The sequence below is a fragment of the Streptomyces sp. NPDC048424 genome (assembly GCF_040651555.1).
In the GTDB taxonomy this organism is placed as follows: domain Bacteria; phylum Actinomycetota; class Actinomycetes; order Streptomycetales; family Streptomycetaceae; genus Streptomyces.
In genome coordinates this window covers 20,789-44,476 of sequence record NZ_JBEZKE010000044.1, presented here as the reverse complement: position 1 = coordinate 44,476, position 23,688 = coordinate 20,789, and the positions used below count along the sequence as shown (strand labels likewise).

Sequence of the window (23,688 nt, the reverse complement as noted above, 5' to 3'; positions counted from 1 at the left end):
GCGAGGTCATCAAGACCGTCCCCGAGTCGAAGATCGTGGAGACCCTCATCGAAGAGGCCATGAAGATCGCCGAACAGATGGAGAAGGACGGCGTCACGAGCGGCGAGCCCACCGTCGCCATCGGAGTCTGAGCACCGCAGTCCGAGCACCGGAGTCCGAGCACCGGAGTCCGAGCACCCGAGGCTGCCGCCCCGGCCCCGTTCCCGCAGTTCGCGGGCGGGGCCGGGGCCTTTTCGTGACCTGCGACGCGGCATCGCCAGGCATCGCCGGGTACAGTGCGGAGATCAGCAGACTTGCATGGTGAGGCCCCAGTGTTGACGCAGACCACCACCCGGGTCCTTGAGCCCAGTGATCTCGACGCCGCGCTCGACATCCTCGGACGCGAGCCGGTCGAGAACGCCTTCGTCACTTCCCGAGTCCAGGTCGCCGGACTCGACCCCTGGCGCCTGGGCGGCGAGATGTGGGGCTGGTACGCCGACGGCGAGCTCCGCTCGCTCTGCTACGCCGGCGCCAACCTGGTCCCCGTCTGCGCCGAACCCGACGCCGTACGCGCCTTCGCCGACCGCGCCCGCCGCACCGGCCGCCGCTGCTCGTCCATCGTCGGCCCCGCCGAGGCCACCCGGCTGCTGTGGCAGCTCCTCGAGCCCAGCTGGGGACCGGCCCGCGAGGTCCGCTCCCACCAGCCGCTCATGGTCATCGAGCGCCCGTCCACCACGGTCGAGGCCGACCCGCGGGTCCGCCGGATCCGCAAGGACGAGATGGACCTGATCATGCCCGCCTGCGTGGCCATGTTCACCGAGGAGGTCGGCATCTCGCCGATGGCCGGGGACGGCGGGCTGCTCTACCAGGCCCGCGTCGCCGAGCTCGTCGCCGGCGGCCGCTCCTTCGCGCACGTCGACGACGGCAAGGTCGTCTTCAAGGCGGAGATCGGCGCCGCCACCGCGCGCGCCTGCCAGATCCAGGGCGTGTGGGTGGCCCCCGAGTTCCGCGGCCGCGGGCACTCGGAGACCGGGATGGCCGCCGTCGTCGCCTACGCGCTGCGGGACGTCGCTCCCGTGGTCAGCCTCTACGTGAACGACTTCAACACCGCCGCGCGCGCCGCCTACCGGCGGGTCGGCTTCCGCGAGGTCGGCGCGTTCATGAGCGTGCTGTTCTGAGCGGACCACCAGGTCCCGGCCGCCCTGATCGAAAAGGCGGACGCCGGACCCCGCCGGTGGCATTCCGGCACGCCCCTACCGCGAAGTAAGGTCGCCGCATGCTGCCTTCCGGACTCCGCATCGGCCCCCTCGACCTCGCCGCCCGCGTGGACGAGGCCCTGCGCGTGCAGGCCGTCGCCTTCGGCCTCAGCGAGGAGGAGGTGGGCATCCGGCGCTACATCGTCCAGCGCCACATGACCTGCCGCGGCGCCCGCGCCCTGGGGGCGTTCGCCGAGGACGGGGCCCTCACCGGGTTCGTGTACGGGATGCCGAACGACCGGACCCACTGGTGGTCCACGATCGTCGAGCCCTACCTGCGGGCCGGCGGACACGAGGGGTGGCTCGACGACTCCTTCGTGATCACCGAACTCCACGTCCACCCCGGCTTCCAGGGCCACGGAGTGGGCCGCGAGCTGATCACCCGGATCACCGACGCCGCCGCCGAGCCCCGCTCGATCCTCTCCGCCATCGACACCGAGAGCCCCGCCCGAGGGCTCTACCGGGCCCTCGGCTACACCGACCTCGCCCGCCAGGTCCACTTCCCGAGCGCGAGCCTCCCGTACGCCGTCATGGGCGCCACACTGCCGCTGAGCAGGCACTGAATTGATTACCGGGGCCCGCGCGCGCCCCGGTAACCTCCCGGCATGTCTACGCAACACGTGCAGCGCATGTCCCGCCTGATGGCCAAGACCCTCCGCGAGGACCCGGCCGACGCCGAAACCCTCAGCCACCGGCTCCTGGTCCGCGCCGGCTACGTCCGGCGCAGCTCGGCCGGGGTGTGGACGTGGCTGCCGCTGGGCAAGCGGGTCCTCGACAACGTCTCGCGCATCGTCCGCGAGGAGATGGACGCCATCGGCGCCCAGGAGGTGCTGCTGCCGGCGCTGCTGCCGAAGGAGCCGTACGAGGTCAGCGGGCGCTGGTCGGAGTACGGCGACCTGCTCTTCCGGCTCAAGGACCGCAAGGGCGCCGACTACCTCCTCGGCCCCACCCACGAGGAGATCTTCACCCTGGTCGTGAAGGACCAGTGCACCTCGTACAAGGACCTGCCGGTCATGCTGTACCAGATCCAGACCAAGTACCGCGACGAGGCGCGGCCCCGGTCCGGCGTGCTGCGCGGGCGCGAGTTCCAGATGAAGGACTCGTACTCCTTCGACGTGTCCGACGAGGGGCTGGAGGAGTCCTACCGGCTCCACCGCGAGGCGTACGTCCGCATCTTCGAGCGGCTCGGCCTCGACCACCGGATCGTGTCGGCGGTGTCGGGGGCGATGGGCGGCTCGGCGTCGGAGGAGTTCCTGGCCCCGGCCGGTGCCGGCGAGGACACCTTCGTGGACTGCCCGTCCTGCGACTACGCGGCGAACACCGAGGCCGTGACCTTCGCCCTGACCCCCGTGAGCGCCGAGCACCCGGCACTGGAGGAGGTGGACACCCCGGACACCCCGACCATCGAGACCCTCGCGGCGCACCTGGGCGTCCCCGCCTCGGCGACCCTGAAGAACCTCCTCGTCAAGGTGGACGGCGAGATCGTGGCCGTGGGCGTGCCGGGGGACCGCGAGGTCGACCTCGGCAAGCTGGGCGAGCACCTGGCCCCGGCCGTGGTCGAACTGGTCACGGCCGAGGACTTCACGGACCGGCCGGACCTCGTACGCGGCTACGTGGGCCCGCAGGGCCTGGACAAGGTCCGCTACCTGGCCGACCCGCGGGTCGCGCCCGGCACGGCCTGGGTGACCGGGGCCAACCGGGCGGACACGCACGCGCGGAACGTGGTCTGCGGCCGCGACTTCGAGGTGGACCGGTACCTCGACGTGGTCGTCGTCGAGCCCGGCGACCCCTGCCCGAACTGCGGCGCCGGACTGCGCCTGGACCGGGCCATCGAGATCGGCCACATCTTCCAGCTCGGCCGCAAGTACGCGGACGCCTTCGGCCTCGACGTCCTCGGCAAGGAGGGCAAGCCGGTCCGCGTCACCATGGGCTCCTACGGCATCGGCGTCTCGCGGGCGGTGGCCGCGCTGGCCGAGCAGACGGCGGACGAGCGGGGCCTGTGCTGGCCGGCGGCGGTGGCCCCGGCCGACGTCCACGTGGTGGCGGCGGGCAAGGCCGTGCCGCTGGCGCTGGCGGAGGAGGCGGCGACGGCCCTGGCGGGCTCCGGCCTGCGGGTCCTGCTGGACGACCGGCCCGGGCTGTCGCCGGGGGTGAAGCTGACGGACGCGGAGCTGATCGGCGTGCCGTGGATCCTCGTGGCGGGCCGGCGTTCCGCGGAGTCGGTGGTCGAGCTCCAGGACCGCGCGTCCGGCACCCGCGAGGAACTCCCCCTGGCCGAGGCCCTCGCCCGCCTGACGTCGTAAGGCCGGCCGCGGCCGGGCTCCCGGGGCTCCGCCCCGGACCCCGCGCCTCAAACGCCGGCGGGGCTGGATCCTGGCCGAGGCCGAGCAATTCCAGCCCGTCCGGCGTTTGAGGACCGGGTCCGGGCAGAGCCCGGGGAACGGTGGAAGGGCGGGTCGGGGCGGCTCCGCGCAGCGGCTAGTCGCGCGGCCCGCCGGGCTCGGGCTCCGGCGGCGGGGCGTCCAGCATGAGGTCGGGCTCCGGGGTGTCGAGCGCGGCTGGCGCCGGCGCGTCGGCGACCTCGGTCGGCCCGGGGCCTTCGGAAGCCGGGCCGGCCGGGGCCGGTTCTTCGGGCGCGGCCGTCGCCGGAGGCGAGGGGGCCGCGCGTTCCAGGAACCGCAGCAGTTCCACCGGAAACGGCAGCACCAGAGTCGAGTTCTTCTCGGCGGCGACCGCCACGACCGTCTGCAGCAGCCGCAGCTGCAGCGCCGCCGGCTGCTCCGACATGACCTCCGCCGCCTCGGCCAGCTTGTGCGAGGCCTGCAGCTCCGCATCCGCGTTGATCACGCGCGCCCGCCGCTCACGGTCCGCCTCCGCCTGCCGGGCCATCGACCGCTTCATCGTCTCCGGCAGGGAGACGTCCTTGATCTCGACCCGGTCGATCTGCACGCCCCAGCCCACCGCCGGACTGTCGATCATCAGCTCCAGACCCTGGTTCAGCATCTCCCGGTTGGACAGCAGGTCGTCCAGGTCCGACTTTCCGATGATCGACCTGAGCGAGGTCTGCGCCATCTGCGAGACCGCGAACCGGTAGTCCTCCACCGCCACGATCGCGTTCGCCGGGTCGACGACCTTGAAGTACACGACCGCGTCCACCCGCACGGTGACGTTGTCCCGGGTGATGCCCTCCTGCGCGGGCACCGGCAGCGTCACGATCTGCATGTTGACCTTGTGGAGCCGGTCGATGACCGGAACGACCATCGCGAAGCCGGGCGGCCGTATCTCCTCGCGCAGCCTGCCGAAGCGGAAGACCAGGCCCCGCTCGTACTGCTTCACCACCCGGGCCGCGGCGCCCACGTAGACCGCGACGCCCACACCCACGGCGATCGCCGCTGTCAGCAGTTCTTCGACCATGACGGCCCCCTGCCGGACATACCTTGCTATCTACGGTATGCCCTACAGCCAGGCCGCGAACTCCAGCAGAAGCTCCGCGTCCCGGCGGCGTCCGGCGGCCAGGGCGCGGTTCCCCGACTCCACCGCCCGGAACAGCGTCCAGCCCCGCAGCCGGTCCCGGTCCACCTCCAGGGCGTCGGCCAGCTTGTTGACCCGGCGCCGGGCGCCCGCCGCCCCCGCCGAGGAGGCCACCTGGTCCTCCAGCCGGTCCCGGACCAGCCGCGCCAGGTCGTACGCCCGCTCGCCGACCAGCGGGTCGGGGCCCACCGTCAGCCACGGCGCCCGCTCGCCCGCGAGGACCTTGCCCTGCCGGAAGTTGCCGTGCAGCAGCAGCTCCTCCGGCGGGGCCGCGACCAGTTCCCCACGCATCGCCAGGGCCGTGTCGGCCAGGGCCCGGACCTCCGCCGGGGCCGCGCGCAGCGCCGCCGCCTGCTGCTCGGTGCGCTCCGCCACCGTCTCCCAGACGTGCCCGGCCGGCGGGGTCACCCACAGCCTGCGCAGGGTGCCGCTGGCCTCCAGCAGCGCCTTCGCCTCCGGCAGCGACCGCAACGACACCTCCGGGTGCAGCCGCTCCAGCAGCAGCGCCCCGTCGTCCTCGTGGTGCCGCGTGTCGAGGATCCGTACGGCGCCGAAACCGCCCCAGTGGGCCAGCGCGGCCAGTTCCCGGTCGGGCCGGGCGTGCGGCGGCGCCAGCTTCAGCGCGGCCGGGGTCCCGTCCGCGTACGTGACGAGGACCACCAGGCTGCTGCGGCCGCCGGGTGCCTGGACCCGCTGGGCGCGTACGCCGCGCCGGGTGAGCGCGGCCTCGGTGAGTCCGGGCAGCTGCCCCAGCCAGTCCTCGTCCTGCGCCGTTTCCGGCATCTCGCCGAGCGCCCGTACAAGCCGCTGCGGCGGTTCGAAAGCCATGCGTGCGTGGTCCCTTTCAGCTGTGCTGGGCTCGTTGCGCCTCGTCAGCGCGTTCCGCGAGCCCAGGGAAGGCTACGCCGACACCGCGCCAGCGTGCCGCGCGCACGGCCGCGGCGCTCAGCGCGTCGGCCGCCTCGCGGCGCAGCGGACCCTCCGCCGCACGCACCAGATCGGAGTACGCGCCCGCCACCCGGTCCTCGACCACCGCGGCCAGCCGCTCGGCTTCGGCCTGGCCGCGCACCTCGAACGGCAGCGCGTACGCCGCCTCCGCGGGCCGGGGTGTGCCGCCCAGTTCCCGTACGGTCCGGGCGAGCGCGTCACGGCGCGCGAGGTGGGCGCCGTACGCCTCCCGGGCCTCGTTCGCGCGGGCGCCGGTGCTGCGGGCGCCGATCACCCCGTAGCCGTAGGCGGCCGCGTGCTCGGCGGCGAGTGCGGCCTGGGCGGCCTCCAGGGCCCGGCCGGCGGCGGGGGGTTCGGGCTTCACGACGTGGCTCCGGGGGTCGAGGTCAGCAGGTACGCGTGGACGGCGCCGCAGGCGGCCACCGAGGCCAGCATCCGGGCCAGCTCGCCCGGGGCCCCGGCCAGATCGATGGTGCGGGCCTCCGACAGGCTCCGCTCGGCGTCCGCGAGGGCGGTCAGGGCTTCCGCGGGCTTCGGGGGCACCGGCTCGCCGCCCGCCGAGGGCGCGGCGGCCCCCGTACCGCCCGAGGGGGAGGCGGAGGGCGAGCGCGAGCCCGCCGGGGTCAGGGCCAGGGCCGCGGAGTGCGCGGCGACGGCGGCGCGCAGCGGCGCCAGCCGGGCGGCCAGGGCCGGATGGGCGGCGGCCGTGGCGTCGTAACGTTCCAGCAGACGCGCACTGTCACGAACGGCCGCCTCCCGCATCCGCCGTTCGAGTGGAATCCCGCTCTCGCCGCCGGCCGGGCGGTCGTCGGAGCACCCCGTCAGCAGCGCGGCACCGGCCACGCCGGCGGCTCCGGTGAGCAGGCTCCGGCGCGAGGGTCTCGAAGGCAGAGTCCAGGGCACGGCGACGTCCTCGGGGGTGATGGCGGGGCAGGGTGTGATCACGGTACCCGGGGCCCCGTCCACAGGGCGGACGGCAACACCCTCCGACACCGGATACCCTTTGACCTGACACACGACGGAAATCACAACAGCACACGCGGCCGAGGAGTCACCCGGATGAGCACCACCCAGAGCGACAGGCTGCGCGGACTGCTGGAGCCGCTCGTCGCCGCCAAGGGCCTGGACCTCGAAGAGATCGAGATGTCGCGGGCGGGCAAGCGCCGGATGCTGCGGATCATCGTGGACTCCGACGAGGGCGTGGAGCTGGACGCGTGTGCCGAGCTGAGTCGCGAGGTCTCCGACAAGCTCGACGAAACCGATGTGATGGGTGAGGACGAGTACGTCCTCGAAGTGAGCTCGCCGGGCGCCGACCGCCCGCTGACCGAGCACCGTCACTACGTACGGGCCATCGGCCGTCTCGTGAAGTTCCAGCTGTCCGCCGAGGGCGACAAGGCTGCCGGGGAACTGGTCGCCCGCATCCTCGACGTCGACGACGAGGGACTTGACCTCGAAGTCCCGGGCGTGAAGGGCCGCAAGGCGACCGCCCGCCGTATTGCTTTCACCGACATCGCCAAGGCGCGTGTCGAGATCGAGTTCAACCGCAAGGACAAGAAGGAAGAGGAGGCGTAGCCGTGGACATCGACATGAGTGCCCTGCGGGGTCTGGTCCGGGAGAAGGAGATCTCCTTCGACCTGCTCGTCGAGGCGATCGAGTCGGCCCTCCTCATCGCGTACCACCGGACCGAGGGGAGCTTCCGCCGCGCACGCGTCGTGCTGGACCGCACCAACGGTCACGTGGTCGTGTGGGCGACGGAAGACCCGAGGGATCTCGAAGAGGGCCAGGAGCCCAAGGAGTTCGACGACACCCCGTCGGACTTCGGCCGGATCGCCGCGACGACCGCCAAGCAGGTGATCCTGCAGCGTCTGCGCGACGCCGAGGACGACCTGACCTTCGGCGAGTTCGCCGGCCGTGAGGGCGACGTCATCACCGGCGTGGTGCAGCAGGGCAAGGACCCGAAGAACGTCCTCGTCGACATCGGCAAGCTGGAGGCCATCCTGCCGGTGCAGGAGCAGGTCCCCGGTGAGGACTACACGCACGGTCTGCGCCTGAAGGCGTACGTCGTGCGGGTGGCGAAGGGTGTCCGCGGTCCGTCCGTGACCCTGTCGCGCACCCACCCCAACCTGGTGAAGAAGCTCTTCTCGCTGGAGGTCCCGGAGATCGCCGACGGAAGCGTCGAGATCTCGGCGATCGCACGTGAGGCCGGTCACCGCACCAAGATCGCCGTACGGTCCACCCGCTCGGGCCTGAACCCCAAGGGCGCCTGCATCGGCCCGATGGGCAGCCGCGTGCGCAACGTGATGGCCGAGCTGCACGGTGAGAAGATCGACATCGTCGACTGGTCGGACGACCCGGCGGAGATGGTCGCGAACGCGCTGTCACCCGCCCGGGTGAGCAAGGTCGAGGTCGTCGACTGGGACACCCGGTCCGCCCGGGTGACCGTGCCGGACTACCAGCTGTCGCTGGCCATCGGCAAGGAGGGCCAGAACGCCCGCCTCGCCGCGCGGCTCACCGGCTGGCGCATCGACATCCGCCCCGACACCGAGGTGTCCCCGGACACCGACCGGGACCGGGACGGGGAATAAACCGGTACCGGCCGGGGCTACCCGGGCGGTAGACAGGGCCTACGGATGCCGCCGAGGCGGCGCCGTACGGCCGCTGCGGAAGCAGCGGATCAAGACAACACAACAGCCGTTCGATTTTTCGCCCGTCACTTGTCGGGAGAGAGGTCGGTGCGGGGAGGTAGACTTAGGCGTGTCTGGCCGGACGCAAGCCCGCGCATGCCCCGAACGCACCTGTGTGGGGTGTCGGGAGCGAGCGGCCAAGAGCGATCTGCTGCGGATCGTGGCGATCGAGGACGAATGCGTCCCCGATCCTCGCGGTACGCTGCCCGGCCGGGGTGCCTATGTGCACCCCGCCGTGGTCTGCCTCGACCAGGCGGTCCGCCGCCGAGCGTTCCCCCGGGCCCTTCGGTCCGCCGGAGCACTCGACACGGCGGAACTGCGCAAAGCCCTGGTCGACGAGGCCGGGGCCACACCGTAAGACGTAGAACGGCACGGATACCCCGTGCGGTCAGGTACCTCGCGAGTTGGAAGTAGGTCGAGATTGCGATGAGCACTCGATGAGTACGCGATGAGTACGCCCATGAAGTAGCAACGGTCCGGCGTAACCCGGACCTAAAAGGAGCGAAGTGGCTAAGGTCCGGGTATACGAACTCGCCAAGGAGTTCGGAGTTGAGAGCAAGGTCGTCATGGCCAAGCTCCAGGAACTCGGTGAGTTCGTCCGTTCGGCGTCCTCGACGATCGAGGCGCCGGTTGTGCGCAAGTTGACCGATGCACTGCAGGGGCCCGGCGGCAACGCCGGCAAGTCCGCTGCCAAGCCTGGTGCGCCCCGCAAGGCGGCGCCCGCCAAGCCCGGGGCTCCGACCCCGGGTGCCGTTGCACGTCCCGCTGCGCCGAAGCCCGGCGCACCGGCCCCCAAGCCGGTCGTCGCGGAGGCTCCGGCCGCCGCAGCGCCCGCCCCGGTGACTCCGGCCGCCTCCGGCCCGCGTCCTGGTCCGAAGGCTCCGGCCGCCCCGAAGCCCGCTCCGGCGGCGCCCGTGGCGACCGAGTTCTCCGCGCCTCCGGCGGCTCCGGCCGCCCCGGCGCGCACCGAGCGTCCCGCCGCCGCGGCTCCCGGTCCCCGTCCGGCGCAGCAGCGTCCGGCCCAGGGTGGCCAGGCCGGCGCCCGTCCCGGCGCCCCGCGCCCGGCCGGCGCCACCCCCGGTGGCCAGGGTCAGCGGCCCGCCGGTGCACCCGGCTCCTCGGCCCCGCGTCCCCAGGGCGCCCGTCCGGCCGGTCCCCGTCCGGGCAACAACCCCTTCACCTCTGGTGGCTCCACCGGCATGGCGCGCCCGCAGGCGCCCCGTCCGGCCGGCGCTCCCCGTCCCGGTGCCCCCGGCGCCGGTGGCGGCCAGGGTGCTCCCCGCCCGCAGGGCGGCCCCGGCGGCGCCCCGCGTCCGCAGGGTCCCGGCGGCGCCCGTCCGACCCCGGGCGGCATGCCGCGTCCGCAGGCCGGCGCCCCGCGTCCGGGTGGTGCCCCCGGTGGTAACCGTCCGAACCCGGGCATGATGCCGCAGCGTCCCGCTGCCGGTGGTCCCGGTCCCCGTCCCGGTGGCGGCCCCGGTGGCCGTGGTCCCGGTGCGGGCGGTGCCCGTCCCGGTGGCGGCGCCGGTCGTCCCGCGGGCGGCGGCTTCGCCGGCCGTCCGGCCGGTCCGGGCTCGCGTCCCGGCGGCGGTGGCGGCTTCGGTGGCCCCCGTCCCGGTGGCGGCGGCTTCGGTGGCGGTCCGGCCGGTGCCGGTGGCGGCGGTCGTCCCGGCTTCGGTGGTCGTCCCGGCGGTCCCGGTGCCCGTGGTGGCACGCAGGGTGCCTTCGGCCGTCCCGGTGGTCCGGCCCGTCGTGGTCGCAAGTCCAAGCGTCAGAGGCGCCAGGAGTACGAGGCCATGCAGGCCCCGTCCGTCGGCGGCGTGATGCTGCCCCGCGGTGGCGGCGAGACCGTTCGCCTGTCGCGCGGTGCGTCCCTCACCGACTTCGCGGAGAAGATCAACGCCAACCCGGCGTCGCTCGTCGCCGTGATGATGAACCTCGGCGAGATGGTCACTGCCACGCAGTCCGTCTCCGACGAGACGCTCGAGATGCTGGCCGGCGAGATGAACTACGTCGTCCAGATCGTCAGCCCGGAGGAAGAGGACCGCGAGCTCCTCGAGGGCTTCGACATCGAGTTCGGCGAGGACGAGGGCGGCGAGGAATACCTCATGCCGCGTCCGCCGGTCGTGACCGTCATGGGTCACGTCGACCACGGTAAGACCCGACTGCTCGACGCCATCCGCAAGACGAACGTCGTTGCGGGCGAGGCCGGCGGCATCACGCAGCACATCGGTGCGTACCAGGTCACCACCCAGGTCAACGACGAAGACCGCAAGATCACCTTCATCGACACCCCGGGTCACGAGGCGTTCACCGCCATGCGTGCCCGTGGTGCGAAGTCGACCGACATCGCGATCCTCGTGGTCGCGGCCAACGACGGCGTCATGCCGCAGACGATCGAGGCGCTCAACCACGCCAAGGCCGCCGGCGTCCCGATCGTCGTCGCGGTCAACAAGATCGACGTCGAGGGTGCCGACCCGGTCAAGGTGCGCGGTCAGCTCACCGAGTTCGGTCTGGTCGCCGAGGAGTACGGCGGCGACACGATGTTCGTCGACATCTCCGCCAAGCAGGGTCTGCACATCGACTCCCTGCTCGAGGCCGTCGTCCTCACCGCCGACGCCTCGCTCGACCTCCGCGCCAACCCGGAGCAGGACGCTCAGGGTATTGCGATCGAGTCCCACCTCGACCGCGGCCGCGGTGCCGTCGCCACCGTCCTCGTCCAGCGCGGTACCCTCCGCGTCGGCGACACGATGGTCGTGGGCGACGCCTACGGCCGAGTGCGCGCCATGCTCGACGACAAGGGCAACAACGTCGAGGAAGCGGGTCCGTCGACCCCCGTCCTGGTCCTGGGTCTCACCAACGTCCCCGGCGCCGGCGACAACTTCCTCGTCGTCGACGAGGACCGTACGGCCCGTCAGATCGCCGAGAAGCGTGCTGCGCGTGAGCGCAACGCCAACTTCGCCAAGCGCGTCCGTCGCGTGTCCCTCGAGGACCTCGACTCCGTGCTCAAGGCCGGTCTGGTCCAGGAACTCAACCTCATCATCAAGGGCGACGCGTCCGGTGCGGTCGAGGCTCTCGAGTCCTCGCTGCTCCAGCTCGACGTCGGTGAAGAGGTCGACATCCGGGTCCTGCACCGCGGTGTGGGTGCGGTCACCGAGTCCGACATCTCGCTGGCGATGGGCTCCGACGCCATCGTCATCGGTTACAACGTCCGTGCGGCCGGCCGTGCCGCGCAGATGGCGGACCGCGAGGGCGTCGACGTTCGCTACTACTCGGTGATCTACCAGGCCATCGAGGAGATCGAGGCGGCCCTGAAGGGTCTCCTCAAGCCGGAGTACGAAGAGGTCGAGCTCGGTACGGCGGAGGTCCGCGAGATCTTCCGATCGTCCAAGCTGGGCAACATCGCCGGTGTCCTCATCCGGTCCGGCGAGGTCAAGCGCAACACCAAGGCGCGGCTCCTGCGCGATGGCAAGGTCATCGCCGAGAACCTCACCATCTCCGGTCTGCGCCGCTTCAAGGACGACGTCACCGAGATTCGCGAAGGCTTCGAGGGCGGTATCAACCTCGGCAGCTACAACGACATCAAGATCGACGACGTCATCGCGACGTACGAGATGCGCGAGAAGCCCCGCGCGTAAGCGCGAGGCGGTTCGCACCGTGTCGTAACTCGTAACACCGGGGCCGGTCGGCGGAATATCCGTCGATCGGCCCCGGCCGTTGCGTGTACGGTTCTGGTGACCCTGCCGAGCGACGGCCGGCAGGCCACCGAACCCGCACCGGCGGGATATCCGGAACTGCATGTACGTGGGGACTCTGTCCTTCGATCTGCTCCTCGGCGACGTCCACTCGCTGAAGGAGAAACGCTCCGTCGTCCGGCCCATCGTGGCCGAGCTCCAACGCAAGTTCTCCGTGAGCGCGGCTGAAGTGGGCGACCAGGACCTGCACCGCAGGGCCCGTATAGGGGTCGCTCTGGTGAGCGGGGACGCGGGGTTCCTCTCGGATGTACTGGACCGCTGCGAGCGGCTGGTCGCGGCACGTCCGGAAGTGGAGCTGCTGTCCGTACGACGGCGGTTCCACGGTGATGAAGACTGACAGCAAGACATAAGAAGGAGACGGACCAGTGGCCGACAATGCGCGGGCGAAGAAGCTGGCGGACCTCATCCGGGAGGTGGTGGCGGAGAAGCTGCAGCGTGGTGTCAAGGACCCCCGCCTCGGTACGCACGTGACCATCACGGACACCAGGGTCACCGGCGACCTGCGGGAGGCCACGGTCTTCTACACGGTCTACGGCGACGACGAGGACCGCGCCAGCGCGGCAGCGGGCCTGGAGAGCGCCAAGGGCGTCCTGCGCTCCGCGGTCGGCCGGGCGGCGGGCACCAAGTTCACGCCCACCCTGACCTTCGTCGCGGACGCCCTCCCGGAGAACGCCAAGACCATCGAGGACCTCCTCGAGAAGGCGCGCACCTCCGACGCCCAGGTGCGCGAGGTCTCCTCCGGCGCGAAGTACGCCGGCGACGCCGACCCGTACAAGAAGCCGGGCGACGAGGACGACGAGGACGCAGCCGCGGAATGAGCACCAACGCAGGGAAGACTCCGGACGGCCTTGTCATCGTCGACAAGCCGTCCGGCTTCACTTCGCACGACGTGGTCGCCAAGATGCGCGGGATCGCCAAGACCCGCCGCGTCGGCCACGCCGGCACGCTCGACCCGATGGCGACGGGCGTGCTGGTCCTGGGCGTGGAGAAGGCCACCAAGCTCCTCGGCCACCTCGCGCTCACGGAGAAGGAGTACCTCGGCACCATCCGGCTGGGCCAGAACACCCTGACGGACGACGCCGAAGGCGAGATCACCTCCTCCACGGACGCCACCGGGGTCACCCGGGACGCCGTGGACGCGGGCATCGCCAAGCTGTCCGGCGAGATCATGCAGGTCCCGTCCAAGGTCAGCGCCATCAAGATCAAGGGCGTGCGCTCCTACAAGCGCGCGCGGGACGGCGAGGACTTCGAGATCCCGGCCCGCCCGGTGACCGTCTCCTCCTTCCAGGTGTACGACATGCGGGAGGCGGAGGCCGAGGACGGCACCAAGGTCGTCGACCTCGTCGTCTCCGTCGTCTGCTCCAGCGGTACGTACATCCGCGCCCTCGCCCGCGACCTGGGCGCCGACCTCGGCGTCGGCGGGCACCTGACCGCACTGCGGCGCACCCGGGTGGGCCCGTACAAGCTCGACCGGGCACGGACCCTGGACCAGCTCCAGGAGGAGCTGACCGTCATGCCCATCGGCGAGGCGGCCGCCGCGGCCTTCCCGCGCTGGGACCTGGACGCCCGGCGGGCCTCGCTGCTCGCCAACGGCGTGCGGATCGACATGCCGGAGGAGTACGAGGCCGGCCGCACCGTCGCGGTCTTCGGACCGCAGGGCGGGCTGCTCGGCCTCGTCGAGAGCAAGAACGGGAAGGCGAAGTCCCTCGCGGTCTTCGTCTGATCCTTTGACGTGGAGCGGTGAGCGCACATGGACTGCTGCTCACCGCTCCACGACCCCCCTCGGGTAGGTCTCTATCCACCCGGAGCCCCGTATTCACCCGTCCGAGCAGGCGCTCGGAGTGAATGGAGGGAGCGTAAGGGGGCGCGTTCGCCTCGCGTGCTTTTCGTGCTGATCTTCACCTGCCTACCGTCGTGACCACGGGGCGTTGCGGGGGAGTGGTGCGGCCATGGCGGAGCTCGTCAAGATCAGCGATCCCGCCGGGCGGGTGCGCGGCAGTGGATTCGTCGCCGACGACAGCGGCACGGTGGTCACCAGCCACGAGGCCGTCGCCGGACTGACCCGGGTGCTCCTGCACGGCCCCGGACGGACCTGGCTGGCCGAGGCGGCCGACGTGACCGCGCTGCCGGGGCTGGCGCTGGCGCTCGTACGGACCGACGGGCTCGGCATGCGGCCGCTGCCGGTGGCGATGCGCGAGGCGATCGATCCCGGGACGTACGTACGGCTGCCCGCGCGCGGCTGGCGCCAGGCGCGGGTGCTGGGCGGCGCGCAGGCCGGCTACCCGGCGGTGGAGCTGGCGATCGGCACGGACGGCCGGGACGCGCTGCTGCTCGGCGGGGAGGCCTGCGGGGGCCCGGTCCTCGACGCCGCGACCGGAGCGGTGCTCGCGGTCCTGGGCACCGCTCTCCCCGCGGAACACCGCTCGGCCCCCTTCGCGGTGGCCCTCCGCACGGCCGCCGCCGCCGACCCCTCCGGCCCGCTGGCCGCCCTGCTGGAGCGCAACGCCGCCACCGTGCCGGGCCACGGCCCCGATCTGAACCTCGCCGGGGCGCTGGAACTCACGGCGACCACCCTGGAACCGCCCTCCCCCGAACCGGTGGAACGACCGCGGATCACCTCCGCACTGACGGAATTCACGGAGGGCGACAGCCCGGTCCTGGGCCTGGTCGGAGCCCCCGGCACGGGCCGCACCACCACACTCGCGGCCCTGGCCGCACGCCGAGCCCACGGCCCCCGCCCCGCCCCGACCCTCTGGCTCCGAGGCGCCGACCTCCACCCCACCGACACCTCCCTGTCCGACGCCCTGACGCGCGCACTGACCAGGGCCGCCCGCATCGCCGATTCCGACGGGACCGGATCTTCGCAGGCGCTCTCCGACCCCCGGGGCGGTTCCGGCGGGGTCGGGTGTGTGTCGGGGCGATCCCCGCAGGGCGCCGAACGCATCGGGGCTCCGCTCTCCGACCCCCCGCCACGTTCGGCGTCCGAGGAGACGTCCCGGCGCGCGCCCGGCTCCGCCGGAACCGCCCCCACCCCGCCCGGCAGGGCAACAGGCGTGCCCGGCTCCGCGGGAGCCACCCCCACCGCGCCCGGCTCCGCCGGAGCCACCCCCACCGCGCCCGGCCCCGCCGAAACCGGCTCCGACCCGGCCACACACCTCGCCCACGTCGCAGCCCGCGCCGGACGGCCCCTGCTCGTGGTGCTCGACGCCCCCGAGGAGATGCCGCCGGAACTCGCCCACCGCCTCGGGCCCTGGACCGAGGCCACCACCGCCTGGCTGCGCGGAACCGGCGCCCGACTCGTGGTCGCCGCCCGGCCCGAGTACTGGGAGCGGGCCGGCTCCCTCTACCCGCCCGACGCGCTGCACACCCCGCCCCGCCCGGCCCGCCGACTGCCGCCCGCGCTCCCGATCGGCGACCTCACCCCCGCCGAGGCCGAGACGGTCCGGGACCGGCTCGGCATCCCCGCCGACGCCGTCCGCCCGGTGGACGCCCGCCACCCGCTCACGCTCAGCCTGCTGGCCGACCTCCGCGCCGCCGGGGTCACCGCCGGCCGCCCCGGCCGGGACGAGATCTTCGCCGCCCACCTGGACCTGCTGTGCCTGCGCACAGCCCTCCGCACCGCCGCGGCCCGCGCCGACGCCGGCGGAGCCAGGGTGCACGGCCCCGGGGTCCGCCGGCTCGCGGCGCGCATCGCCGGCAGCGTCCACGAGGCCGCGCGCCGCTGCCTGGGGCCCGGGCAGGGACAACTGGACCGGGCCTCCTTCGAGGAGCTGTTCCCGTGGCGCACCGGCTGGGCCTCCGCCGTGCTCACCGAGGGCCTGCTGGTGCCCGCCGGGGCCGGCTACCGCTTCGCCCACGAGGAGCTGTCCGACTGGATCCAGGCAGGCCACCTCGACGTCCCGACGGCCCTCGGCTTCCTCGTGCACGGGCCCGCCGGGCCGGGCCCCTCCGTGCCCCGGCACCGGATCGGCCCCGTCCTGGAGGCCCTGCGCAGACTCGCCCCGGACCAGCTGCGCCACGAGCTCACCCGGCTGGTGCACGCCCTGAACGGCTTCGCCGAGGAAGTGGCGCAGGCCGACCCGGACCGCGTCTGGTGGGCCACCCGGCTGCTGCGCGAGAGCCTGCTCCGGGCCCCCGACGCGCACCCCCACCTGCCCGTCCTGCACGCCCTCGCCGAGCACGTGGCCCGCGCCGGCCCGGGGGAGTTCGGCGGCTGGTTCTGGAACCGGCTCCGGCTGCCCGAGCCCGACCGCCTCGACCTGCTGCGCCGCCTGCTGCCCGCCGACCCCGCCGAGGCGGTCCCCGGCGACCGCTACCTCGACGCCGCGGCCCGCCGCCTCGCCCGGGACCCGCAGCGCGCGCAGCCGCTGCTCTGCGCCTGGTTCGCCGACGGCCGCCGGCTGCGCGGCCGGCCCGGGGCCACCGTCGCCACCGCCGCGCAGGCCCTGCTGCACACCCACCGCCGCCTCGCCGTGGACGACCTCACCGAGGCGCTCGTCACCGCCGCGCACCCCCGCGCCGACGAGCTGCTGGCCGTACTCGCCGAGGAGGAGCCTTCCGCGATGTCCCGGGCCGTGGACCGGTGGGCGCACGACGAACGGCCCGGGCGACGGGTCGCGGCCGCCGCCTACGGGCTCGCCACCGCCCCGCACGTGCGCACCCCCGCCGACCGCGACCTGCTGCGCTACGCCGCCCAGGCGCTGCTCGCCCGGCCCGCGGACGCCACCCTGCACGGCAGCGCCCTCGCCGTGCTGCTGCGCGACCCGCAGGTGCGCGGCCGCTACCTGCCCGAGGCCCTCGCCTGCTTCCGCGACCCCGAGCACGGATCCCGGCTGCCCGCTGCGGCGCTGGTCGCGGCGCTGCCCGTACTGCCCGACCCGGACGCGGTGTTCGCCGCCCTGCGGGCCCGGGCCGACGGGGAGGTGGTGCGCGCCCTGGCCGCGCTGACCACGCCGGGGCTGGCCCGCCGCGCGGGTGACCTCGTACGGGAACACCTCGCGCGGCGGCCCGGGGACGCACCGCACGCCGCCGTCTTCGTGGACCGGCGGCTCGAACAGGGCCCGGCCGCGGATCCAGTCCTGCGCCCGCTGGTCCTGGACCTGCTGCGGAACGCCCCGGTGGGGGTCAGGGCGGAGCTCGCCGCCGTACTGGCCGCGCCGGGCGGGGAGTGCTCGTACACGCTGCGGGGCGAGCTGGCCGGCGTACTGCTGCGCGAGGAGGCCGATCCGCAGGTCCTCGGCGCGTTCCTCACGGGGCTCGCGGCCGGAACCTCCGGGCGCCCGGAGGCCCGTACGCGGGAACTGCTGCGGCGCACCGGGCGACAGCTGCTGCGGGCCCCCGGCGGGCCCGCGGTCTTCGAGCGGCGAACGGTGGAGCTGGCCCGGTCCGAACCGGCCTTCGGGGCGCTGGTCGCCCGCTGGCTGGCGGAGGCGCGCGCGGAGGCCGCCGCCCTGCTGGGGCCGAGCGCACGGCGGACGGTGGAGACCCTCAGCAGGACGGCGCCGGACGTGACGTGACGATATGCCGCGGCAGCGGACCCCACCCCGACGCCGATGCGGGGCACCGGCCACCGGCATGGCAGTCTTAGACCTGCAATCGGCAATCAGTTCAAGGACCAACCGGGTTCGGGCGAGGAGCGGTCACAGTGCAGCGCTGGCGTGGCTTGGAGGACATCCCCCAGGACTGGGGACGCAGCGTCGTCACCATCGGCTCCTACGACGGCGTGCACCGGGGACATCAGCTGATCATCGGACGGGCCGTGTCCACGGCGCGTGCGCTCGGCGTCCCGTCCGTCGTGGTCACCTTCGACCCGCACCCGAGCGAGGTCGTCCGCCCCGGCAGCCACCCGCCGATCCTGGCCCCCTACGACCGGCGCGCCGAGCTGATGGCCGGGCTGGGCGTGGACGCGCTGCTCATCCTGCCGTTCACCGCGGAGTTCTCGCAGCTGTCCCCGGCCGACTTCATCGTGAAGGTGCTCGTCGACAAGCTGCACGCGCGGTCCGTCATCGAGGGCCCGAACTTCCGCTTCGGCCACCGGGCCGCCGGGAACGTCGACTTCCTGCGCGAGCTGGGCGCCACGTACGACTACGAGGTCGACGTCGTGGACCTGGTCGAGCGGGGCGCGGCGGGCGGCGGCGTGCCGTTCTCCTCGACGCTGGCGCGCCGGCTGGTGGCCGAGGGCGACATGGACGGCGCCGCCGAGATCCTGGGACGCCCGCACCGGGTCGAGGGCGTTGTGGTGCGCGGTGCGCAGCGCGGGCGCGAGCTCGGCTACCCGACGGCGAACGTGGAGACGGCGCCGCACACCGCGATCCCGGCGGACGGGGTCTACGCGGGCTGGCTGACGGCGGACGGCGAGCGGATGCCGGCGGCGATCTCGGTGGGGACGAACGTGCAGTTCGACGCCACCGAGCGGACCGTGGAGGCGTACGCGATCGACCGGGTCGGGTTGGACCTGTACGGGAAGCACGTGGCCGTCGACTTCCTCGCGTACGTGCGGGGGATGGCGAGGTTCGAGTCGCTGGACGGGCTGCTGGAGGCGATCGCGGACGACGTGAAGCGGGCACGGGTGCTGACGGACACGTACGACCTGCGCCGCTGACGGACGAAGTGGAAGGGCCCGTACCACCCTTGGGGTGGTACGGGCCCTTCGCTGTGTCGGCGCTCAGCCGAGGCGCGGGTCGCGCGGGGGCTGCTGGGGCTGCGGCGGCTGCTGCTGCGGGGCCGGGGGCTGCTGCCAGGGCTGGCCGGGCTGCGGGTAGGGCTGGCCGTAGGGCTGCGGCTGCTGCGGCGGCTGCTGGTACGGGGGCTGGCCCTGGGGCTGTCCGTACGGCTGCGGCTGCTGGGGGTGGGGGTGCTGGGACTGCTGGGGCTGCTGCGGTGCGCCCCAGTGACCCTGCGGGGCCTGCTGCTGGGCCCGCAGGAAGTCCTCGGCCACGAGCGCGGAGAGGTTGAAGTACGCCTCGCGCGTCTTGGGCCGCATCATGTCGAGATCGACCTCGGCGCCGGCCGCGAGGTGTTCGTCGAACGGCACCACGACGACACCGCGGCAGCGGGTCTCGAAGTGCTGCACGATGTCCTCGATCTTGATCATCTTGCTCGTCTCGCGGACCCCCGAGATGACGGTGAGGGAGCGGGAGACGAGGTCCGCGTACCCGTGCGCGGAGAGCCAGTCGAGGGTGGTGCTCGCACTGCTGGCGCCGTCGACGGACGGGGTCGAGATGATGATCAGCTGATCGGCCAGGTCCAGGACCCCGCGCATGGCGGAGTAGAGGAGGCCGGTGCCCGAGTCGGTGAGGATGATCGGGTACTGGCGGCCCAGCGTCTCTATGACGCGGCGGTAGTCCTCGTCGTTGAAGGTCGTGGAGACGGCCGGGTCCACGTCGTTGGCGATGATCTCCAGACCGGAGGGCGCCTGCGAGGTGAACCGGCGGATGTCCATGTACGAGTTCAGGTACGGGATCGCCTGGACCAGGTCGCGGATGGTGGCACCGGTCTCGCGGCGCACGCGGCGGCCGAGGGTACCGGCGTCGGGGTTCGCGTCGATGGCCAGGATCTTGTCCTGGCGCTCGGTGGCGAGGGTGGCGCCGAGCGCGGTGGTCGTGGTGGTCTTGCCGACGCCGCCCTTGAGGCTGATGACGGCGATGCGGTAGCAGGACATGACCGGGGTGCGGATCAGCTCCAGCTTGCGCTGGCGCTCCGCTTCGGCCGCCTTGCCGCCGAAGCGGAAGCGGCCGCCGACGTTGCTGTTGTTCTTGGGCTTCTGCTTGTTGCGCAGCAGGCGGTCCGAGGACAGCTCGACCGCGGCGGTGTAGCCGAGCGGCGCCCCGCCGCCGGTCGGGCCGGCCGGGTAACGCGGGTCGTGCGGCTGGGGCTGGGGCGGCTGTTGCTGCTGCTGGCCGGGTCCCACGGGCCACTGCCCGGCGGCACGGGGGTCGTATTGCTGCGGCTGCGGCTGAGGCTGCTGCGGGGCAGGCGCCGGCGGCTGGAACGGATAGGCGTCCTGCGTCGCGAACGAGGGCGGCAGCGAAGACAGTTCACCGGCGGGCCCCCCGAACGGGTTCTCCGCGCCGGTCTGCGCCGGTGCCGGTGCCTGCTCGGCGGGAGGCAGCACGGGCACCCCGTCGGCGGGGGTGTCCTGCGGACCGGCCCAGCCTCCGGAGGCGGGCTGCGCCGCCGGGGCCGCGAACGGCGCCGGCGCGTCGGGTGCCGGCCGAACGTCTTCGGCCGGAGCCGGAGCCGGAGTCACGGCCTCGAGAGGTGCCGGGTCCAGGGCGGGGGGCGCGAACGGCGCCGGGGCGTCGAGCGCGGGCCGGGCGTCCTCGACCGGGACCGGAGCCTCGATCGGAGCCGGCTCCAGCGCGGGAGCCGCGTACGACGGCGCCGCTTCGGCGGGAGGGCCGAACGGCGCGACGGGGGCCGGGGCGTCGGGAGCGGGCCGGGCGTCCTCGGCCGGGGCCGGAGCCTCGACAGGGGCGGGGTCCGCGTACGAGGGCACCGGAGCCGGGTACGCCGGGAGCGCGTCGGCCGGAGCCGCCGCCTCGATCGGGGTCGGGGCCGGGTACGGCGGAAGGGCATCGACCGGGGCCGGAGCGGGAGCCTCCACAGGCACCGGAGCAGGCGCCTCGATCGGAGCCGGAGCCGGAGCCGGGTACGGCGGAAGGGCGTCGACGGAAGCCGGGGTCGGGGCCGGGGCGTCGATCGGAGGCAGTGCCGGAAGGGGCGTCTCGATCGGAGCCGGAGCCGGGTACGGCGGAAGGGCTTCGGCAGAAGCCGGGGCCGGAGCCGGAGCGGGTGCCGGCGCCGGGAACGGCGGGACGGCGTCGAGCGGGGCCGGGGCCGATGCCTCGAACGCGGTCGGCGCCGGGCCCGGAAGCGGGGTCTCGGCCGGCGTGGGCGCCGGGAACGGGACGGGCAGGCCCGCGCCGTCGGACGGGGTCCGCGGCGCCGGCGGAGCGATCCGCATCGTCGAGGGAGACTCCACGTCCGAAGGACGGTGCGGCTCGAAGCCGCTGCCCTCGGGGAGCCCCGGCACCTGCGCGGCCGGGGCCGCGCCCTGCGTGTACCAGGCCGGCGGGGTGTAGTCGATGGTGAACTCGCCCGTCAGCTCGGGCTCCGCATCGGACTGATCGTCCGTCGGGACGTCCCACGTCCCGCCGCGCCTCTCGTTCCGATCGCCGCTCACTGGTCCTCCTGGTCTGTCGAACACCGGTCCGGCGTCCACCTCGCCGCGCCCGCACCCAGCCTAATCGCGCCCCGACACCACTGTCCGCCCCCCTCAGGGGGCCGTGGTCAGTCGATGCGCCGGGCTCCGCCGAGCAGGCCCGTCTCCGCTTCCGTCCCCTGGGTCATCACGAACTGCCGGTCCCGTGGCGTGCACCACAGCGTCACCCCGTCGCCCAGCGTCGGCAGGGAGGCCACCGCCTGCCGCGGCAGCTGCATCAGGCGGCCGATCTGCTCCGCCTCGTCCGGGGACACCCGCTGCACGCCCACCAGCGAGGACTGCTGGAGCAACCGCGGCGCCGTGGGGCTCAGATACGGCAGCAGGGTCAGCACCGACTGCCACGGCCCGGCCACCACGCGCCCGCGCGGCGGCCGCATCCCGCAGTCGCGGACCACCAGCACCGGGCTGCCGGCCGAGGCGCCCTGCGGCGGGACCCGGCCCACCTCGTGCAGGGTCACGCACTGCTGCCCGCCGCCCGCCGCCTGGGCCAGCCCGGACCACACCTGGCCGCGCCCGGTCTCCACCGCCACCCGCGCGCCCGTGGCCGCCGCGCGCAGCGCCAGCACCTGCGCCGTCCACAGGCCGCCGATCAGCGTCACCTCGTACGGCGTCGGCCGGTTGATGCCGAGCACCGCCGGCCGCCCCTCGGCGTCCACGCCGATGACGACCCCGTCGTCCCCGACCGGCAGCGCCAGCGCGTCCAGGTCCGCCGAGGGCACCACGTGCCGTTCCCGTCGCGGGCCGACCAGCCCGAAACCGCCCCTCATCGCGTCCCTCCCAGCGGCAGCGAAGCGAGCAGCCCCGGTACCTGTTCACGGTCGAGCCGGACCAGCCCGGCCTTCACGCCCCGCGCCGTCCTCTCCAACTCCCTCCGGGCCGCGACGAGTTCCTCGTCGCTGCGGCCGGTCACCCGTACGTGTCCGGTCAGGGTCACGCCCTGTCGCTCGGCCGGGGCCATCGTCAGGCTGAAGTTCGTGGCGAGCGCGGGCAGCGAGGTCAGCAGCGCCACGAACTGCGGCAGCGCCGCCGCTCCGGCACCGCCCAGCTGCGGCCAGCGGCCTATCCAGTACGTCGTGTGCCGACGGTCGTCGCAGCGCCAGGTCCTCGGGGTCTCCTCGGTGCGCCGCCCGGTGCTGGCCGACCGGCCGGCCTGGGTGATCGCCATCGGGTTCGCGCACGAGGACGTGGCCAGCGCCGCCGTCAGCTCCTGCTCGGTCAGCACGGTGGCCGTGAACCCGGACCCGGCCAGCCGGCTCGCCAACTGGTCGGCCGCGCGCACCACGCACCGCTGCGCCCCCGCCAGCCCGCCGCCGCGCGCGGCGACGGCCTCGGGGCACAGCTCCGGGTCGAGCTTGAGGGCGATCCAGGTCAGCCGCACCGCCGGGGTCCCGGTCCGGGCCTGCAGCGGCGCGTAGTTGCGGGTGGCCATCGACTGGGCGGGCAGGTGCGGGGCCGGCGCCGGCTGGGTGTGCTGCACCAGCTGGGCGGACTCCAGCCGGATGCCGTCGACTTCGAGGATGTCCCGTACGAGGCCGAGCGGCAGCGGTCGCGCCGCCCGGTCGGGCCGCAGCGCGGTGGCGTCGGTGTCCACCTGGACGACGGCGGTCAGGAAGGTCCCGTCGCCGATCATCCCGACCGGACGCCGCTCGCGGTCGCTGAACGTCAGCGTGCGCAGCGCCGGATCGGCCTCGACCAGCGGGGCCAGCCCGGGCTCGGTGCCCGCGGGCACGACGAGGGAAGCGGCACGGCCGCGGCGCGCACGCAGGGCGAGCGCGCCGCCGATCCACTCCGGCAGGGAGCGCTGGTGGCGGCGTACGACCGCGAGCACCACCAGCACGAGCGCCAGTGCGCCGACGGGCACCAGCAGCATCGGTTCGACCACCCAGGCCACCAGCAGCGCGGCCGCCGCGACCTGGAGCAGTACGAGCTGTTGCAGTCGGAACGGACCGAAGCGGCCGGGGCTCGACTTCGGCTGCGGCGTCACCCCGCCGCGGGCGGGTGCGGGCGCAGGTGCGCCGGTCTGCGGCTCCGTCGCGGTTGCCATCACTCGCGCACTTCCCCTCTCTCCCCCAGCCACGCTGGGCGGTGCCCCCAGGGCCGGAACCCATGAGTCCGGGCGCTGCGCGACACCTGCCGCACGACCCCGGAATCTCCCCAATCCACCTCAACAAGCCCTGATTACCCCGGTGTGGGAGGCGCTGAGCGGCAGCCTCACCCTACCCGGCCCGTGCATACCGTCGGTCAAGAGGCATAGTAGGTGCCCGGTCCGACAATCGAGGCCCGGGGACCGTACTCACCGGCCGGGCCGTGCG

The 23,688-nt window shown here is 73.8% G+C and carries 19 protein-coding genes and 1 pseudogene; 13 read left to right on the top strand and 7 right to left on the bottom strand.

Annotated elements, in window-relative coordinates:
- The 4 genes and pseudogenes from AB0D29_RS35740 to AB0D29_RS35725 all read left to right on the top strand — a co-directional run.
- Positions 1-131 (top strand): annotated as a pseudogene (locus AB0D29_RS35740) (4-hydroxy-3-methylbut-2-en-1-yl diphosphate synthase); the annotation flags it as partial.
- 180 nt (positions 132-311) lie between these two features.
- Complete coding sequence (locus AB0D29_RS35735) at positions 312-1,157, top strand: GNAT family N-acetyltransferase (RefSeq protein WP_362804240.1); 846 nt, start codon at positions 312-314, stop codon at positions 1,155-1,157.
- Between the two features lie 98 nt (positions 1,158-1,255).
- Complete coding sequence (locus AB0D29_RS35730) at positions 1,256-1,798, top strand: GNAT family N-acetyltransferase (RefSeq protein WP_362859995.1); 543 nt, start codon at positions 1,256-1,258, stop codon at positions 1,796-1,798.
- Positions 1,799-1,840: 42 nt separating this feature from the next.
- Positions 1,841-3,538: a proline--tRNA ligase gene (locus tag AB0D29_RS35725; protein WP_362859993.1), complete on the top strand. Its 1,698-nt coding sequence runs from the start codon at positions 1,841-1,843 to the stop codon at positions 3,536-3,538.
- Between the two features lie 175 nt (positions 3,539-3,713).
- On the opposite strand, the gene AB0D29_RS35720 is transcribed toward AB0D29_RS35725, so the two are convergent.
- From AB0D29_RS35720 to AB0D29_RS35705, 4 genes are read right to left on the bottom strand one after another with little or no spacing between them, the layout of a single operon-like run.
- Positions 3,714-4,649, bottom strand: a complete 936-nt coding sequence (locus AB0D29_RS35720; protein WP_362859992.1) for a slipin family protein — start codon at positions 4,647-4,649, stop codon at positions 3,714-3,716.
- A gap of 42 nt (positions 4,650-4,691) precedes the next feature.
- Complete coding sequence (locus tag AB0D29_RS35715) at positions 4,692-5,594, bottom strand: aminoglycoside phosphotransferase family protein (protein WP_362859991.1); 903 nt, start codon at positions 5,592-5,594, stop codon at positions 4,692-4,694.
- A 16-nt stretch (positions 5,595-5,610) separates the two neighbouring features.
- Positions 5,611-6,078 carry a ferritin-like domain-containing protein gene (locus AB0D29_RS35710; RefSeq protein WP_362859989.1) on the bottom strand — a complete coding sequence of 156 codons (468 nt, stop codon included), beginning with the start codon at positions 6,076-6,078 and terminating at the stop codon, positions 5,611-5,613.
- Positions 6,075-6,617, bottom strand: coding sequence for a hypothetical protein (locus AB0D29_RS35705; RefSeq protein WP_362859988.1), 543 nt, complete (start codon positions 6,615-6,617; stop codon positions 6,075-6,077). Before AB0D29_RS35705 ends, AB0D29_RS35710 begins: the two co-directional genes overlap by 4 nt.
- A gap of 156 nt (positions 6,618-6,773) precedes the next feature.
- Here AB0D29_RS35705 and rimP point away from each other — a divergent pair, with 156 nt between their 5' ends.
- The 9 genes from rimP to AB0D29_RS35660 all read left to right on the top strand — a co-directional run bounded on the left by rimP (position 6,774) and on the right by AB0D29_RS35660 (position 18,754).
- Positions 6,774-7,286 (top strand): ribosome maturation factor RimP, encoded by a 513-nt coding sequence (gene rimP, locus AB0D29_RS35700; protein WP_362859987.1) that lies wholly within the window; start codon positions 6,774-6,776, stop codon positions 7,284-7,286.
- A 2-nt stretch (positions 7,287-7,288) separates the two neighbouring features.
- Positions 7,289-8,299, top strand: coding sequence for a transcription termination factor NusA (nusA, locus tag AB0D29_RS35695; protein ID WP_362859985.1), 1,011 nt, complete (start codon positions 7,289-7,291; stop codon positions 8,297-8,299).
- Positions 8,300-8,468: 169 nt separating this feature from the next.
- Positions 8,469-8,756, top strand: a complete 288-nt coding sequence (locus tag AB0D29_RS35690) for a YlxR family protein (protein WP_351288780.1) — start codon at positions 8,469-8,471, stop codon at positions 8,754-8,756.
- 148 nt (positions 8,757-8,904) lie between these two features.
- Entirely contained in the window at positions 8,905-12,036 is a 3,132-nt protein-coding gene (infB, locus tag AB0D29_RS35685) for a translation initiation factor IF-2 (RefSeq protein ID WP_362859983.1), read from the top strand.
- 160 nt (positions 12,037-12,196) lie between these two features.
- Positions 12,197-12,490 (top strand): DUF503 domain-containing protein, encoded by a 294-nt coding sequence (locus tag AB0D29_RS35680; protein WP_030030358.1) that lies wholly within the window; start codon positions 12,197-12,199, stop codon positions 12,488-12,490.
- Positions 12,491-12,518: 28 nt separating this feature from the next.
- A complete protein-coding gene (gene rbfA / locus AB0D29_RS35675; RefSeq protein WP_281211222.1) occupies positions 12,519-12,971 on the top strand; it encodes a 30S ribosome-binding factor RbfA in 453 nt (150 codons plus the stop codon).
- A complete protein-coding gene (gene truB, locus AB0D29_RS35670; RefSeq protein WP_362859981.1) occupies positions 12,968-13,876 on the top strand; it encodes a tRNA pseudouridine(55) synthase TruB in 909 nt (302 codons plus the stop codon). Before rbfA ends, truB begins: the two co-directional genes overlap by 4 nt.
- A gap of 226 nt (positions 13,877-14,102) precedes the next feature.
- A complete protein-coding gene (locus AB0D29_RS35665; RefSeq protein WP_362859979.1) occupies positions 14,103-17,669 on the top strand; it encodes a serine protease in 3,567 nt (1,188 codons plus the stop codon).
- Between the two features lie 128 nt (positions 17,670-17,797).
- Positions 17,798-18,754, top strand: a complete 957-nt coding sequence (locus AB0D29_RS35660) for a bifunctional riboflavin kinase/FAD synthetase (RefSeq protein WP_030708683.1) — start codon at positions 17,798-17,800, stop codon at positions 18,752-18,754.
- Positions 18,755-18,817: 63 nt separating this feature from the next.
- Here the strand turns inward: AB0D29_RS35660 and AB0D29_RS35655 are convergent, their stop codons facing one another.
- The 3 genes from AB0D29_RS35655 to eccE form a co-directional block, all read right to left on the bottom strand.
- Complete coding sequence (locus AB0D29_RS35655) at positions 18,818-21,337, bottom strand: SCO5717 family growth-regulating ATPase (protein WP_362859977.1); 2,520 nt, start codon at positions 21,335-21,337, stop codon at positions 18,818-18,820.
- A gap of 107 nt (positions 21,338-21,444) precedes the next feature.
- Complete coding sequence (locus AB0D29_RS35650) at positions 21,445-22,143, bottom strand: hypothetical protein (RefSeq protein WP_351288767.1); 699 nt, start codon at positions 22,141-22,143, stop codon at positions 21,445-21,447.
- On the bottom strand, positions 22,140-23,420 hold the full coding sequence (eccE, locus tag AB0D29_RS35645) for a type VII secretion protein EccE (RefSeq protein ID WP_362859975.1): 1,281 nt from the start codon (positions 23,418-23,420) through the stop codon (positions 22,140-22,142). The genes AB0D29_RS35650 and eccE overlap by 4 nt, the downstream gene beginning before the upstream one ends.
- Positions 23,421-23,688 lie beyond the last annotated feature (268 nt).